At 64.5% G+C, this 15,650-nt stretch carries 14 protein-coding genes; 2 read left to right on the top strand and 12 right to left on the bottom strand.

Annotation, left to right across the window (positions count from 1 at the left end):
• Positions 1 to 7 precede the first annotated feature (7 nt).
• The 5 genes from rlmN to DBR47_RS01055 form a co-directional block, all read right to left on the bottom strand.
• Positions 8 to 1,126: a 23S rRNA (adenine(2503)-C(2))-methyltransferase RlmN gene (gene rlmN, locus DBR47_RS01075; RefSeq protein WP_124446152.1), complete on the bottom strand. Its 1,119-nt coding sequence runs from the start codon at positions 1,124 to 1,126 to the stop codon at positions 8 to 10.
• Between the two features lie 72 nt (positions 1,127 to 1,198).
• A complete protein-coding gene (gene ndk, locus DBR47_RS01070) occupies positions 1,199 to 1,624 on the bottom strand; it encodes a nucleoside-diphosphate kinase (protein WP_124446151.1) in 426 nt (141 codons plus the stop codon).
• Positions 1,625 to 1,763: 139 nt separating this feature from the next.
• Complete coding sequence (locus DBR47_RS01065) at positions 1,764 to 4,016, bottom strand: pseudouridine synthase (protein WP_124446150.1); 2,253 nt, start codon at positions 4,014 to 4,016, stop codon at positions 1,764 to 1,766.
• Positions 4,013 to 4,861, bottom strand: a complete 849-nt coding sequence (gene scpB, locus DBR47_RS01060) for an SMC-Scp complex subunit ScpB (RefSeq protein ID WP_124446149.1) — start codon at positions 4,859 to 4,861, stop codon at positions 4,013 to 4,015. The genes DBR47_RS01065 and scpB overlap by 4 nt, the downstream gene beginning before the upstream one ends.
• A 352-nt stretch (positions 4,862 to 5,213) precedes the next feature.
• Complete coding sequence (locus tag DBR47_RS01055; RefSeq protein WP_124446148.1) at positions 5,214 to 6,287, bottom strand: RluA family pseudouridine synthase; 1,074 nt, start codon at positions 6,285 to 6,287, stop codon at positions 5,214 to 5,216.
• Between the two features lie 140 nt (positions 6,288 to 6,427).
• On the opposite strand from DBR47_RS01055, the gene DBR47_RS01050 reads away from it, so the two are divergent.
• Positions 6,428 to 7,222: an outer membrane protein assembly factor BamD gene (locus tag DBR47_RS01050; protein ID WP_124446147.1), complete on the top strand. Its 795-nt coding sequence runs from the start codon at positions 6,428 to 6,430 to the stop codon at positions 7,220 to 7,222.
• Positions 7,223 to 7,275: 53 nt separating this feature from the next.
• Here the strand turns inward: DBR47_RS01050 and DBR47_RS01045 are convergent, their stop codons facing one another.
• Both DBR47_RS01045 and DBR47_RS01040 read right to left on the bottom strand, forming a co-directional pair.
• On the bottom strand, positions 7,276 to 9,285 hold the full coding sequence (locus DBR47_RS01045) for an ATP-dependent DNA helicase (RefSeq protein WP_124446922.1): 2,010 nt from the start codon (positions 9,283 to 9,285) through the stop codon (positions 7,276 to 7,278).
• A 200-nt stretch (positions 9,286 to 9,485) separates the two neighbouring features.
• A complete protein-coding gene (locus DBR47_RS01040) occupies positions 9,486 to 9,713 on the bottom strand; it encodes a YdcH family protein (RefSeq protein WP_124446146.1) in 228 nt (75 codons plus the stop codon).
• A gap of 142 nt (positions 9,714 to 9,855) precedes the next feature.
• Here DBR47_RS01040 and DBR47_RS01035 point away from each other — a divergent pair, with 142 nt between their 5' ends.
• Complete coding sequence (locus DBR47_RS01035; RefSeq protein ID WP_197046799.1) at positions 9,856 to 10,623, top strand: PP2C family serine/threonine-protein phosphatase; 768 nt, start codon at positions 9,856 to 9,858, stop codon at positions 10,621 to 10,623.
• Positions 10,624 to 10,696: 73 nt separating this feature from the next.
• Here the strand turns inward: DBR47_RS01035 and DBR47_RS01030 are convergent, their stop codons facing one another.
• From DBR47_RS01030 to odhB, 5 genes are all read right to left on the bottom strand, one after another.
• Positions 10,697 to 11,407, bottom strand: coding sequence for a hypothetical protein (locus DBR47_RS01030; RefSeq protein ID WP_124446145.1), 711 nt, complete (start codon positions 11,405 to 11,407; stop codon positions 10,697 to 10,699).
• A 17-nt stretch (positions 11,408 to 11,424) separates the two neighbouring features.
• A complete protein-coding gene (zapE, locus tag DBR47_RS01025) occupies positions 11,425 to 12,534 on the bottom strand; it encodes a cell division protein ZapE (RefSeq protein ID WP_124446144.1) in 1,110 nt (369 codons plus the stop codon).
• Positions 12,535 to 12,599: 65 nt separating this feature from the next.
• Positions 12,600 to 14,021 (bottom strand): dihydrolipoyl dehydrogenase, encoded by a 1,422-nt coding sequence (gene lpdA / locus DBR47_RS01020; RefSeq protein ID WP_124446143.1) that lies wholly within the window; start codon positions 14,019 to 14,021, stop codon positions 12,600 to 12,602.
• Between the two features lie 23 nt (positions 14,022 to 14,044).
• A complete protein-coding gene (locus tag DBR47_RS01015) occupies positions 14,045 to 14,374 on the bottom strand; it encodes a multidrug efflux SMR transporter (protein ID WP_124446142.1) in 330 nt (109 codons plus the stop codon).
• Positions 14,375 to 14,390: 16 nt separating this feature from the next.
• On the bottom strand, positions 14,391 to 15,644 hold the full coding sequence (gene odhB / locus DBR47_RS01010; RefSeq protein ID WP_124446141.1) for a 2-oxoglutarate dehydrogenase complex dihydrolipoyllysine-residue succinyltransferase: 1,254 nt from the start codon (positions 15,642 to 15,644) through the stop codon (positions 14,391 to 14,393).
• Positions 15,645 to 15,650 lie beyond the last annotated feature (6 nt).

Genomic DNA, 15,650 nt, shown 5'->3' with positions numbered 1-15,650 from the left:
TGCAGTGTTAGGACGGGCTCGCGCCTTTTACCACTACTGGCGCTCTCACCATACGGATATGGGCTTGGGTACGGTCCTGCACCTCACCGGCCAGCTGACCGCAGGCGGCGTCGATGTCATCACCACGCGTCTTGCGAATCGTCGTCACCAGGCCCGCATTCAACAAGATTTCGCCAAAGGCCTTGACCCGCTCATTGGCGCTGCGTTTCAGGCCCGAGGCCGGGAAGGGATTGAAGGGGATCAGATTGATCTTGCAAGACACATGACCGCGCAGCAGCTCCACCAGAGCATGGGCTTGCTCGGGCGTGTCATTGACGCCGTCCAGCATGCAGTATTCGAAGGTGATGAAGTCACGCGGCGCCTTGTCCAGATAGTGATTGCAGGCCGCCAGCAGCTCGGCAATCGGGTACTTCTTGTTCAGCGGCACCAGCTGATCGCGCAGGGGATCGCTAGGTGCGTGCAAGGACACGGCCAAGGCCACCGGGCAGTCGTCACGCAGGCGCTCGATCATGGGCACAACACCCGAGGTCGAGACAGTGACGCGGCGACGCGAGAGGCCATAGCCATGGTCGTCCAGCATCATCTTGAGGGCGGGGACCAGGGCGTTGTAGTTCTGCAGCGGCTCACCCATGCCCATCATCACCACATTGGAGATAACGCGCTCGCTGGTGTTCAAGCGCTTGCGCAGGCTGTGCTCGGCAAACCAGAGCTGGGCAATGATCTCGGAGGTGTCGAGATTGCGGCTGAAGCCTTGATGGCCGGTGGAGCAGAAACGGCAGCCCACGGCGCAACCGGCCTGGCTGGAAATGCACAGGGTGCCGCGATCGGTTTCGGGAATGAACACCGCCTCGACCGCATTGCCCGCACCGACGTCGAACAGCCATTTGACCGTGCCGTCGGTGGAAATATGTTCGGAGATCACCGGCAAGGCCGTGATCTGGGCTTGACCTGCCAGCTTGTCGCGCAGCGACTTGGCCAGGTCGGTCATCTGATCGAATTCAGATGCGCCTTTTTGATGGATCCAACGAAACAGCTGGGTGGCGCGAAAGCGCTTCTCACCCAGCTGCTCACAGTACGCAGCCAGGCCTTCAAGGTCGAATCCCAGTAGGTTGACTGCTGCGCCCATGATTTCCTCTTGTGTGCGGCCACTCAGGCCTTTAAAGCCTCCAGGCCGCGGCACAAGAGGCAAGCTGCCGAATTAACGGCTGTAAACATTCATGCCGGGGAAGAAGAATGCCACTTCAGCGGCGGCAGTTTCGGGAGCGTCCGAACCGTGCACAGCGTTGGCATCGATGCTGTCAGCGAAGTCAGCACGGATGGTGCCCTTCTCAGCCTTCTTCGGGTCGGTAGCGCCCATCAGATCGCGGTGCTTCAGGATGGCGTTCTCGCCTTCCAGAGCCGAGATCACGACGGGGCCGGAGATCATGAAGTTCACCAGGTCGTTGAAGAAGGGACGTGCCTTGTGCACAGCGTAGAAAGCTTCAGCTTCGCCGCGCGACAGATGGGCCATCTTGGCTGCCACGATCTTCAGGCCAGCGCCTTCGAAGCGAGCGTAGATTTGGCCGATGACGTTCTTGGCGACGGCGTCGGGCTTGATGATGGACAGAGTGCGTTCGATAGCCATGGTTTTCTCCTGAAATCTGGGGGCTTGGCAAAACCCGCGATTGTACTGTGTGAAGAAGTCCCGCTTGCGTCAGCGGCCAAAGGCTCGCTGCGCAGACCCGGCAACTTCTTCACGCCTTCAAAGCTTGGCGAACCTCGCTTCAGCGATTGCGGCCGCCGTAGCCGCCGCCGGAGCGACCGCCGCCACCGCTATTGCCACCTTGTCCACCCTGGCCACCGCGCCCACCGCCGTTACGGCCGGTGCGGCGGACAAAGGCGTCCGCGCCGATATAACCGACAGCGGTCTGCAGCGGATCGGGTTGGCGCGGGCCATCGCCCCGGTCGCCACGCCCACCGCGGCCGCCACGGTCTTGGCTGCTGCTGCCGCCAGCGCCGAAGCCGGCGGGGATGCCCCGGCCCTTGCTGGTGGCGAAGCGACGGTCGAATGTCTGCTCCAGCGGATTGATATTGCGCGGGATGGGCTCGTCAAAATCGTCATCCTGGCGATCCGGGCCGCGCTCGCTGGAACGCTCGTTGTAGCGATCCTGCGAACGCTCGACCGGGCGATCATTGCCACGATCGGGCCCACGGCCATTGGGACGCGGGCCCACGCCGGCTTGACGACCGTCGGCACGACGGCCGCGATCCTGGCCACGGTTTTGACCGCGATCACCGCCACGCTCGCCACCCCGCTCCTGGCCACGATCGCCCGCTGCGCGCTCGGGCGAACGCTCATTGCGCTCATTCCCGCGGGGGCCACGCTCTGGACGCGGACCGCGCTCGGGACGATCACCACGGTCACCGCGGTCACCACGGCCACCCCGCTCCTCACGGTCCTCACGGCCACGGCCTTGGTTTTGATCACCACCACCGGCCAGGCGGCGGATGATCTTCACATCCTCTTCGCCCAGCTCAATCCAGACGCAGCGCTTCAGGCCGCGCGGCAGCACCACGGTGCCGTAGCGGATACGAATTAGGCGGCTGACCGTCAGGCCCACGGCCTCGAAGAGCTTGCGCACTTCGCGGTTGCGACCTTCGGTGATGACCACGCGATACCAGTGGTTCACGCCCTCGCCGCCGCCGTCTTCAATACTCTTGAAAGCCGCCTTCTGACCTTCGATGACGACGCCTTCCAGCAAGCGCGCCTTTTGATCGGGCAACAAGGTGCCCAGCACGCGCACGGCGTACTCACGCTCCACGCCAAAGCGCGGGTGCATCAGCTGGTTGGCCAGTTCACCGGAGTTGGTGAACAGCAGCAGGCCTTCGGTATTCATGTCCAAACGACCGACCGACTGCCACTTGCCCTGCTGCAGACGCGGCAGATGACGGAACACCGTCGGGCGACCTTCGGGGTCGTTGAAGGTCACGACCTCACCGGCCGGCTTGTGATAGGCCAGGATGCGCGGCGCGGGCGGCGAGATGCGCACGCGGATGGGCTTGCCCGCCACGCGCACGTTGTCGCCAAAGGAGATGCGCTGGCCGATGTGAGCGACCTCGCCGTTCACCTCGATCTTGCCGTCGGCAATCATGTCCTCGATGTCGCGGCGCGAACCGATGCCAGCCTGGGCCAGCACTTTTTGCAGCTTGGGTGCATCGGGCTCGGGAGCCAGCACGCGCTTGGTGTCGACTTCCGCCTCATCCAACGCGACCAATTCGTCGTCTTCGCTCTCGTCCACGGTGGCGTCGAAGTCGCCGGTCAGCACCTCGGCAAAACGCTCACCCACGGCAGCCAGCGCCTCGGGTGCGGGCGCCACGGCCTGCTCGGCAACGCGAGGGGCACGCACTTCGCCACCCTCGCCGCCTTCGGCAAAGTCCTTGCGGCCACGACGGCGGTTGCGATTGCGGCTACGGCGCTCATTGCCTTCCAGCTCGCCGGATTCGCTGCGCTCTGCGCCCGCCTCGCCAGCCTCTGCGCTCTGCGCCTCGCTGCGTTGGCCGGCGTCACCCGATTCAACCGCTTCGGGAGCCAGGGTGAACACGGGCGTCTTTTCGGCGCGCGGTGCACGGCGAGCCGGCGCGAGGGCTTCGGCCTCGACAGGCGCTGCCGCCACGGCAGGCGCGGACTCAGCAAGGGGCTCGGCCTCCACCTTGGCGGCCGTCTTGCGCGGCGCCCGGCGCTTGGGCGCCTCTTGGCCATCTTGCGCCTCGGCAGCGGGCTGCTGCTGGGCTGACTCCACCACGTCCGCCACAGCCTCGGCCTTCTTGGCCGCGGTCTTGCGGGGTGCACGCGCCTTCACCGGCGCGGCGGGCGCTTCGGCCACGGGCGCTGCCGCCTGCTCGGCCGAGGCTTCAGCGGCCAGCTTGGGCTTGGCCGGGCTGCGCTTACGCTTGGGCGCAGCAGCTTCGGTCGAATGGGCATCGCCAGCCGAGGCGGCTGCGGGTTCTGTTGTGGAGTCGTTTTCGTTGGAATTCATGCGTCGGTTTGCACCTGTTCGGCGGCGTCAGACAAAGGGTCCGGCTTGGCCGGAAGGGATGCGCCGTCTTCGGCTGAAATTGGCGCGGTGAGGGACTCAGCATCGGCCGGGTCCGGACTAAAACTTGCGGTCACAGCCTCGGGCTGCGACGGAATTTCGGTGGCAGGAGCCTCGATCAACTCAAGACCTTCACCCCCTTCTTGCACTACCGGCTGCAAATCAGCATCGGCAGCAGGTTCTTCTGGATTCGTCTCCAGCGGCTCGGCCGCAGCCTCCTCGATCAGGAGACCTTGCAGACCCGCCGCCTCGCTCAAGGCTTGGGCGGGCGAAGCGCCTGCGGCCTCCAACTCGGGCAATTGCTCCAGGCTGTTGAGGCCCAAATCATCTAAAAACTGTTTGGTCGTGGCGTAAAGCCCGGGCCGGCCCGGCGCCTCGCGGTAGCCAATCACATCGATCCAGCCCCGGTCTTCCAGCTGCTTGACGATCTGGGTGGACACCACCACACCCCGTATGTCTTCGATATCCCCCCGGGTCACGGGCTGCCGGTAGGCAATGATGGCCAGGGTCTCCATCACGGCACGCGAATAACGCTGAGGCTTTTCGGGATGCAGACGGTCCAGATACTCGCGTAACTCCGGCCGACTCTGGAAGCGCCACCCGGAAGACACCGCCACCAACTCAACGCCGCGACCTTCCCAGTCCCGGCTGAGTTCATCCAAGACATTGCGCAAGGTATCGGGCCCAACGGCGTCGGCAAACAAGCTGCGCATATCGCGCAGGGTCAAAGGCTGTTGGGCGCAAATCAGCGCAGTCTCGAGGACGCGCTTAGCATCCTGTGTGTTCATTGACTTTCGTCATCTTTCCCGATTCAAACGGGGGTTTGCTGTTCCAGGCCACTGACATCGGCAGCGCAAATTGCTGGTTCACCAACAATATTTGCGTCGGGCTCGACGGCCAGGAGGCGGGGCTTCGTGCATTGGCGCGTGCGCTGTGGCCTCGGACTTGGTTTTACAAAATCAGATTGTTGTAAAAGTCAGAGCCTGGCCATGACAGATCACGCGGCGGGCTTGATGCGCGAGCGGCCTGCGAAGCGAGCATCTTGTCGGGCGGGCCTGATACCGCAGCCTCACCCTCATCGCTCTGTTTGCTTCGCCAGCCTGATACTTCAGGCATCAATGAGGCCCGATTGTAGCGCGCTCAGTAGGCCACCGGCGGAAGCTCGAAGGGCGGCAGGCCCAACAAGTCCCAAGCTGAGGCCAAATCCTGTGGCAAAGATGCATCAAAACGCAGCGGCGCCCCGGTCACCGGATGGGCAAACGAGAGCCGCGCCGCATGCAAAGCCTGGCGCGTCAGCCCCAAGGCGGGCACACCGCCATACAGCACATCGGACACCAGGGGATAGCCCTTGTAAGCCAGATGCACGCGAATCTGATGGGTGCGCCCGCTGTGCAAGACGCAATGCACGGCCGACACGCTACGCACACCCACCTCGCCCACGCCCAGGGCGTAGACATCGGTGCGCGAAGGCTTGCCGGTGGCCAACACAGCCATCTTGATGCGCGAGATCAGGTCGCGGCGCAGCGGCGCGTCGATGACCAAGGCCTCGGGCACGCGGCCAAAAGCCAGGGCCACATACTCGCGATGCACCTCGCGGGCGGCAATCATGCGGGTCAGCGCCGTCACCGCCTCCGAACTCTTGCCCACCATCATCAGGCCGCTGGTGTCCTTGTCCAGACGGTGCACGATGCCGGCTCGCGGCAGCGTCGCGGCCGCCGGGTGATGGGCCAGCAAGCCATTCATCACCGTGCCCGACCAATTGCCCGAGGCCGGATGCACGACCATGCCGGCCGCCTTGTTGAGCACCAGCACATGGGCATCTTCATAGACGATGGCCAGCGGCAGGACCTCAGCCCGGAAGGCGCGACTCTCCTCGGTGGGCAAAAGCGTCACCTGCACCTGCTGGCCCGCCAGCAGCTTGCGCGAGGCGCTCGCCAGAGGCTGACCATTGATGCTGACGCAGCCACGCTCGATCAGGTTTTGCAGATGGTTGCGCGAGAACTCCGGCGCCATCTGGACCAGAAAACGGTCGACCCGCTGAGCATGCCAGTCGGCTTCGACAAAGGCTTGGCGCACCTCGGCACCCTCTTGGGCATCTGGCCCATCCACTGCATCAGGCTTGTCGCCGCTCTCGGCGCCCTCCTGATCGGCACCCCACTCTTCATCGCCGCCATCAAAGGATTCGGTCGAACTTGCAGGCAGGGCCTGAACCATATAATGAAAGCTCCGTCTTCAGCTGAGGGGGTGTCAAGCACCGCCCTGTAGGGATCATGATAGAAAAATGTGTGAAGCGCCGCTCGGCGCAGGTGCTCCAATCCCAGGCAAACCTGGATCTCGCGGCACCGGCGTCCGGCATGCGCTCAAAGACGCGTGCGAGCTGGCTCGTCGGTCTTGCCCTGCTGGCCCTGGCCGCCTGTTCCTCGGCGCCCAAAGAGGACCCGAATTCGCAAGCCAATTTGGACAAATTGTACGCAGAGGCCAAGGATGACCTCTCGGCGGGCAGTTATGACCGTGCCATCAAGAGCCTGGAACGCATCGAAGGCCGCGCTGCCGGCACCTTGCTGGCCCAGCAAGCCCAGCTCGATCTGGCCTGGGCCTACCACCGCAGCGGCGAGCGAGCCCAGTCCATCACCGTGCTTGACCGCTTCATCAAGCTCAACCCCTCCAGCCCCGCGATGGACTATGCCCTCTACATGAAGGGCTTGGTCAATTTCAATGAGGACCTGGGTCTGTTCGGCCGCCTGGCCAGCCAGGACATCTCCGAGCGCGACCAACAAGCCTCGCGCGACGCCTTGCTGTCCTTCCGCCAGGTGGTGGAGCAGTACCCCGAGTCCAAGTACGCGGCCGATGCGCGGGTGCGGGTGGACTTCATCACCAACACCTTGGCCAACTACGAGGTGCATGTGGCGCGCTACTACTACGAGCGCGGCGCCTATGTGGCCGCAGCCAACCGGGCGCAGCAGACGGTCCAGGAGTTCCAGCATGCCCCTGCTGCAGAGCATGCCTTGCAGCTGATGGTCAAGAGCTATGACAAGCTGGGCCTGACCCCCTTGCGCGACGACGCCCAGCGCGTGCTGGCCAAGAGCTTTCCCAACAGCGCCTATCTGAACCCGAACAGCGAGAAAAAGGCCTGGTGGAAAATCTGGTGAGCAGGCCCTGAGTCCGCCACTTCAAACAAAGCGCGCCCAAGCGGCGCGCTTTTTTATTCCCGAATATCGGCCAAGAGCTGCAGCCAATCCAGTGCCTGCTGCTCCTCCGCCAGGCGCGTCATGGGTGGCAAGGCCTCACGCAGGCGGCGCCCATAGTTCATGCCCGCCATTCGAGGGTCGCAGACAACCAGCAGGCCGCGATCCTGCTCGGTACGGATCAGGCGCCCGCCGCCCTGCTTGAGCGCAATCGCCGCCTCGGCGATGAAGTAATGTGCAAACGCATTGCGGCCCGCGGCCTCCAGGCGCTGTACCCGCGCCTCGACCAGGGGATCATTGGGCGGCGGGAAGGGCAGCTTGTCGATCAAGACGCATTGCAGCTTGTCGCCGGGCACATCAATGCCTTCCCAAAAGCTGGCCGAACCCACCAGCACGGCGCGCGGATCCTCCATGAACTGCTGCAGCAGCTGGCGCTTGGGCGCCGCGCCTTGCTGGAGCACGGCGATCTGGTCACCCGCTTCTTCAAAGTCCTGCCGCATCGCCTCGCCAATGCTTTGCAGGGCCCGCAGCGTGGTCGTCAGCACAAAAGTCCGCCCGCCTAAAGCGCGCGCGCAACGGGCCGCCAGGGCCGCCACCTCCAGCGGGTGATTCGGCTCATTCGGCTTGGGGAAGTTGCGCGGGATGTAGAGCCTGGCGTTCTCCGCGTAATTGAAGGGGCTGCCGACCCGCAGCACGGTGGCGTTGTCCAGCCCGGCCGGCTCGGTGAACCAGCTCAGGCGCTCATCATCACCCAGGGTGGCCGAGGTAAAAACCCAGGCCTTGTTCTGCCCTTGCGGGGTACCCAGCTGCTCCAGCATGGCCTCACGAATGTCTAGCGGCGACTCCACCAAGCGCGCCTGATGCGGGCTCAGATCGATCCAACGCACATCGGCCGGCTCGGGCTCATGGGCGAACACCTCCACCAGCTTGCGCAGTTGCACCGCACGCTCATGCAGGCGCTGGAAATCGGGCGAGGTCTCGGCCACGGTGGCCAGTTGGTCCACGGCCAAGTCTGTGGCCCCGGCCAGCTCTTCCAAGGCCGCGACAAACGCGGGTTGGCCGGCACGCTCCTTCCAGGCCAGTTTGAGCATGCCGCGCACCTCGCGCCCGCCGCTGGCCAAAGGCCCAGCACAGGCCAGGCGCAACTGGCGTGCGGCACGCTCCAGCCGCGCCTGCAGGCCTTGCCAGTCTTGCAGACCACGCGCTTGCGCCAGACCCAGGCCCAGCACATCCCTGCCGAAGTCCAGCAACTGGGCCGTACCCAGCAAAGTGCCAAGGAATTGCACCCCGGCCTCGGGCAGTTGATGGGCTTCGTCGAAGACCGCCAGATCCACGCTGGGCAGCAACTCGGCCACACCGCTATCGCGCAAGGTCATATCGGCGAAGAAGAGATGGTGATTGACCACCACCACATCGGCCTCCATGGCCTCGCGCCTGGCCTTGAGCACATGGCAGGCACGGAAGTCGGGGCACTCGGAGCCCAGGCAGTTGTCGCGCGAGGAGGTCACAAAAGGCAGGACGGGCGAGCGCTCGTCCAGGCCGTCCAACTCCGCAAGGTCGCCGCTGCGCGTCTGCTGGGCCCAGGTCTCAATGCGGGCCAAGGTCATCACCGAGCGCTTGTCCGGCAGATCGGCGCTGTGACGGGCATGACCCAGGCGATGCAGGCAGAGATAGCTGCCCCGCCCTTTGAGCAGGGCGATGCGCACCGGCACCTGCAGGGCGGCGCACAGGCGCGGCAGGTCCCGCATAAAGAGCTGATCCTGCAAATTCTTGGTGGCCGTGCTGATCAGGGCGCGGCCGCCCGACAACAAGGCCGGCACCAGATAAGCAAAGGTCTTGCCCACGCCGGTGCCCGCCTCCACCACCAGGGTTTCGCGCCGCGCCACGGCCCGGGCCACGGCCTGGCTCATCGCCAGTTGCTGTTCGCGCGGGAAATAACCGGGATCGGCCTTGGCAATGGGGCCGAGGGGCGCAAAAGCCGCGGCCACCCATTGCTCCAGCTCGCTGGGCGAGGCCTCACGCGGCATGAAGGGCTGCGGCTCGCCCTCCGCGTCTTGATCGCCAAAGGCCTCGATGAGGCCAAAGGGATCGGCGGACGATCCAGCTTGCGCCTGCAGGCGAGTACGGTCGGTGAGGTCTGGGTTCTTCAATTCAGGAGCCTGGCTCAAAATGTCGTGGACCCATGGGCTGGGCGTCGATCCCGCATTGTGAAGGGCGGGCGGCTTGCTCAGGCCAATTCATCCGGATCCAGCTCTTGCTCCAGGCGGGCAATCAGATCGCGCAAGGCCAGCCGGCGCTTCTTCAGACGACGCAGACTCAGCTCGTCCGAGGGCTGGCCCTGGGACTTGGCCAGGCTCTCGTCGGCGGTCTGGCGGTCAATCAGCAAGTCCAGATCCGCATGCTCCATGCGCAACTCGATCAGGCGGCGCGACAGCGAGTGAAGTTGATCATCCATGAGAGTGGGGAGCGCGGGTGAAGTCGCGAGCAAGGGCGCCGAAAGAGGGCTGGGCAGCGAGCCAACATGGCGCTGAAGTGCGGGGGTGAATTCAGCTCAGAAGCACCCTGCTCCCCCGGTATTAGCGATTATAGTTTTCGGTATGACACGCATCTCCCCTGGCTTTCGTTTGCTTGCTGCTACCGGCACCCACAGGGGTGACCGTACCTACCAACAAGACCAGGTCGAAGTGATCAATCACCCCCGCTATGCCGGCTGCCTGCTGGCCGTGGTGGCCGATGGCATGGGGGGCAAGAGCGGCGGGCGCAAGGCGGCCGACCAGGTCTTGCTAACCGCACGCCAGCTGTTTGAACGCTTTGTGCCGGGCGAGGAGTCGGCCGAGGACCTGCTGCAGCAACTGGTCTCCGAAGCCCATCTCATGATCAAGCTGACCGCGCTCTCGGCCGAGGAAGAGCCGCACAGCACGGTGGCCGCTTTCTTGGTCAATGCCGACCGGCGCTGTTACTGGATTCACTCGGGCGATTCGCGCATCTACCTCTACCGCGGCAACCGCATGCTCAAGCGCACCATGGACCACTCCTATGTTCAGCGTCTGGTCGACGACGGTCAGATCAGCGAGCTGGAGGCGCAAAGCCACCCTCAATCCAATCTGCTGACCGCCTGCCTGGGCACGGTGGCCGAGCCCCAGACCAGCGTCAGCTGCATCGAAAGCCTGGAGGTCGGTGACACCTTGATGTGCTGCAGCGACGGCCTCTGGCATTACTTCAGCCCCAGCGAAATGGGCGTGGCCCTGAGCACCCTGCCGCCGCGCGAAGCCGCCGAGACCTTGATCAACAAGGCCCGCGACCGCGCAAGAGGCAGCGGCGACAACCTCTCGCTCGCCATCGTCCGCTTGCAAGCCCTGTCTTGAACTGGCCGGGCTTCGCGCCCGCTCGGTCGCCGATCAGCACCCACGCCAACTCAAGCCTAGCCTTCGCTCGACCTCAGCGCTTGGCGCCCGCCGCGCTGGCGGCTTGCGCCGCCGCGGCCAGCTCGGCAGCCGTCGGTTTGGGCAAGGCCAAGGGAGCGGCCTGCCCACCCCGCTCCTGCTCTCGCTGAGCATTGCGCGCCTCGGCCTGCGCCTGGCGGGTCTTGATCTGCTGCTCGCGCTCTTGGGCCTGCTGACGGCGCTGCTGGGCATCGCGCGCGGCACGCGCCTCATCCGCCGATTTTTGCAACTCACGCTCACGCCAATCGGCGGCAGGCTGGCGGGCCGAGCGCAATTCGCGCGCGGCCTGGCTGGCCGCCGGGGCTGGCGCAAGCAAGGCCTCGGTACGGCGTCGCGCCTCGTCGTTGGCGAACTCACGCTGACGGCGCAGCACATCCTCGCGCTGCGCCTGGGCGCGGGCACGGCGCTCGGCGGTATTGAGCGCGTCTTCACGCGCCTGCAATGGGCGTAGATCGGCCTGCTTGTGGGCCCGCGCCTCGTCCAGGCAGGAGGTCACGAAAAAGCGCGATTCACAGACCTGGCTGTCGCGGGCGAAGCGGGCCTCGATCTCCTGGCGGGCACGGCTGAGCTGGGCTCGCTCGGCCTCAGGCTCGGCGGCCTGGGCCGCTGGGCCGAGCAAGCTGGCCAGCACACAGATGCTCAGCGCCAAGCCAAGCCCTGGGCGCAAACCCTGGCCCCACGCGCGGGGCATCGCAACAAAAGGCATGCGCTCGTCCCTTCCTCTCAAGTCAGCGAGGTATCGACATCGCGGCGATCCAGCGCCAGATACTCCGAAGACTGCATTTCCTGCAAACGGGACACCGTGCGCGGGAACTCATGCGCCAGCGGCCCTTCCGTGTACAAACTCTCGGCCGCCACGGCCGCCGACATAATCAGTTTGACCCGTCTATCGTAGAGCACGTCCACCAGCCAGGTGAAACGGCGCGCTTCGCTGGACAAACGAGGCGGCATTTCCGGCACATTGGACAGAATCAAGGTGTGGAACTGGCTGGCCAGTTCCAGGTAATCGTTCTGCGAGCGCGGGCCGCCGCACAAGGCGTTGAAGTCAAACCAGACCACGCCACCGGCCCGCCGCCGGGCGCGGATCTCGCGGTGCTCAATGTGCAGCACCGGGCTTTCCTCGCGCGCCTCGGCCAGGGACTCGAAGGCCGCCGTCAAGGCCTGCTCGGCCGCATCGCCCAGGGGCATGTGGTAGAGCTCCACATGGTCCAGGGTGCGGCGGCGGTAGTCAAAGCCGTTGTCCACATTGATGACCTCCAGCTTTTGCTTGAGCAGCTCAATCGCGGGCAGGATGCGGTCGCGGTGCAGGCCATTGGGATACAGCCCGTCCGGGTGAAAGTTGGAGGTGGTGACGATGGAGACGCGGTTGCGGAACAGCGCATCCAGCAAGCGATGCAGAATCATCGCGTCGGTGACGTCGGCCACATGGAACTCGTCGAAGCAGATCAGCCGAAAGCGCTTGGCGATGCGGCGACCCAACTCATCCAGCGGGTCGGCCATGCCTTTGAGTTCCTGCAGCTCGCGGTGCACCTCGCGCATGAACTCGTGAAAGTGCAGGCGGGTTTTGCGCGTTAGCGGCACCGCCTGGAAGAAGCAGTCCATCAAAAAGCTCTTGCCCCGCCCCACCCCGCCAAACATATACACACCGCGCGGCAGCTCGGGCCGACGCAGGAGTTTGGTGACGGCATTGCTGCGCCGCGCCTTGTAGTCCGCCCATTCATCCTGGCAGCGCTGCAGGGCGGCCACGGCACGCAGCTGGGCCGGGTCGGCCGTGTAGCCGCGTTCTTGCAGGGTTTGACGGTAGAGCTCAGTAACCTGAATAGGGCTTGTCATGCACGGATTCCAAAGTAAAAGGGGCGACCTTGGCCGCCCCTTCACTCAACACTTATCGCGGCGAATCAGAAATTCAAGGTCCGCTTGTCCACGGCCAGGGCCGCTTCCTTGGTGGCTTCGCTCAAGCTCGGGTGAGCGTGGCAGATGCGAGCGATGTCCTCGGCCGAGGCCTTGAACTCCATCGCGACCACGGCTTCGGAGATCAACTCCGAGGCCATGGGGCCGATGATGTGCACGCCCAGGATCTCGTCGGTCTTGGCATCGGCCAGGAACTTGACGAAGCCATTGGTGTCACCCAGGGCACGCGCGCGGCCATTGGCCAGGAAGGGGAACTGGCCGGCCTTGTACTCGACGCCGTCCGCCTTGAGCTGCTGCTCGGTGCGGCCGACCCAAGCGATTTCGGGGCTGGTGTAGATAACCCAGGGGATGGTGTTGAAGTTGACATGACCATGCTGGCCGGCAATGCGCTCGGCCACGGCCACGCCTTCTTCCTCCGCCTTGTGCGCCAGCATGGGGCCGCGCACCACATCGCCCACCGCCCAGACATTGGGCAAGTTGGTCTTGCAGTCGCCGTCCACCTCGATGGCACCGCGCTCGTCCAGCTTCAGGCCCACAGCCTCGGGGTTCAGACCGATGGTGTTGGGCACGCGGCCGATGGAGATGATGAGCTTGTCCACGGCCAGGGTCTGGGCTGCGCCCTTGGCATCGGTGTAGGCGACGGTGACGCCGTCCTTGGCCGACTTCACTTCGCCAATCTTGACGCCCAGCTCGATCTTCAGACCTTGCTTCTTGAACAGCTTGGCGGCTTCCTTGGCGACGGACTCGTCCACAGCGCCGAGGAAGGTCGGCAGACCTTCCAGCACGGTGACTTCCGCGCCCAGGCGGCGCCAGACCGAGCCCATTTCCAGGCCGATCACGCCGGAGCCAATAACGCCCAGCTTCTTCGGCACATCGGCGATGTTCAGCGCGCCGTCGTTGGACAGGATATTGACTTCGTCAAAGGGCGCACCGGGCAGCTGGCGGGCATTGGAGCCGGTGGCCAGGATCACGTGCTTGGCCAGGATGACTTCCTCGCCGGCCTTGATCTCATACAGGCCGTCCTTGGCTGCGACAAAGGAGCCGCGGCCATGGAAGAACGAGACCTTGTTCTTCTTGAACAGGTACAAGATGCCATCGTTGTTTTGCTTCACGACGGTGTTCTTGCGGCCAATCATCTTGGCCACGTCGATGGCGACGTTGTCGGCCGTGATGCCGTGGTCGGCAAAGTGCAGCTTGGCGTGCTCGAAATGCTCCGACGATTGCAGCAGGGCCTTGGACGGGATGCAACCCACATTGGTGCAGGTGCCGCCAGGTGCGGGGCCGCCCTTCTCGTTCTTCCACTCGTCGATACAGGCCGCGTTAAAACCCAGCTGGGCTGCGCGGATAGCGGCGATATAGCCGCCAGGGCCGCCACCGATCACGACGACGTCAAATTGTTTTGTGCTCATCAAATGCTCCAGCGCCCACGCTCTTAGTGGGCGAGCTTAAGGGTGACGACTCCGCCGACGATCATGGCCACGCCCAGGAATCTCCACAGCGTGGCGGCATCGCCAAAGAACATCACCCCGATCAAAAAAGTGCCGGCGCCGCCTATGCCCGTCCAGACGGCGTAAGCCGTGCCGATCGGGATTTCGCGCTGCGCCATCCACAACAGCCAACCACTCAAACCCATGGACACGATGGCACCGACGATGCCGGTAACACGGTACTCGGCCTGCTGCGAGAGCTTGAAGCCCAGGGGCCAGCCGATCTCACAGACACCTGCCAGCAGCAGGTAAATCCAGGCCGTGGTTTGAGTCATTGCGCCGAAAACGGATTTAGATGTCGAACAGCAGGCGAGCCGGATCTTCCAGCGCTTCCTTCATGGTCACCAGACCCAGCACGGCTTCGCGGCCGTCGATGATGCGGTGGTCATAAGACATGGCCAGATAGTTGATCGGGCGCACCACCACTTGGCCGTTCTCGACCACGGCGCGATCCTTGGTGGCGTGCACGCCCAGGATGGCCGACTGGGGCGGGTTGATGATGGGGGTCGACAGCATGGAGCCGAAGGTGCCACCGTTGGAGATGGAGAAGGTGCCGCCGGTCAGATCGTCCAGCGAGATCTTGCCTTCCTTGGCCTTTTGGCCGAACTCGGCGATCTTCTTCTCGATATCGGCAAAGCTCAGCTGGTCGGCATTGCGGATGATGGGCACCACCAGGCCGCGCGGCGAGCCGACGGCGATACCGATGTCGAAATAGCCGTGGTAGACGATGTCATTGCCGTCCACCGAGGCGTTCAGCACCGGGAACTTCTTCAGGGCTGCCACGGCAGCCTTGACGAAGAAGCTCATGAAGCCCAGCTTGACGCCGTGTTCCTTCTCGAACTTTTCCTGGAACTTTTTGCGCATCTCCATCACCGGCGCCATATTCACCTCGTTGAAGGTGGTCAGGATGGCGTTGGTGGACTGCGATTGCAGCAGACGCTCGGCCACGCGAGCGCGCAGACGGGTCATGGGCACGCGCTGCTCGGGGCGGTCGCCCAGATTCTGCAGCGGGGCAGCCACGGCGGGCAGGGGCTTGGCCACGGCGGGCGCGGCGGGCACGGCGATGGCCGCAGCCACGGCGGGCTTGGCAGACGCGGCCAGGGCGTCGCCCTTGGTCACGCGGCCGTCCTTGCCGGAGCCGGCCACATCGCTGGCGGCCAGGCCCTTCTCGGCAAGGATCTTGGCGGCGGCCGGCATGGCCACATCGCCCTTGCTGCCACCGGTGGCGGCGGGAGCTGCAGCAGCAGCTGCTGCCGGAGCGGCGACTACAGCCTTGACTTCCAGCGGGCTGACTTGGGCGCTGGCGTCGGTGTCGATGCGGGCGATGACTTCTTCGCTGACCACGCTCTCGCCGTCGTTCTTGACGATTTGCGCCATCACGCCGGCGCTGGGCGCGGGCACTTCCAGCACGACCTTGTCGGTCTCGATTTCGACCAAGATTTCGTCAATCGCCACGGCCTGGCCGGGCTTCTTTTTCCAGACCAGCAAGGTGCCTTCGGCGACGGATTCAGACAGCTGGGGGACTTTGACTTCGATGATTGCCATGATGTG

Source organism: Paucibacter sp. KBW04 (assembly GCF_003852425.1).
Taxonomy (GTDB): Bacteria; Pseudomonadota; Gammaproteobacteria; order Burkholderiales; family Burkholderiaceae_C; genus Paucibacter_A.
The sequence above is the reverse complement of the archived record's forward strand: the minus strand, read 5'-3'. Positions and strand labels throughout refer to the sequence as shown.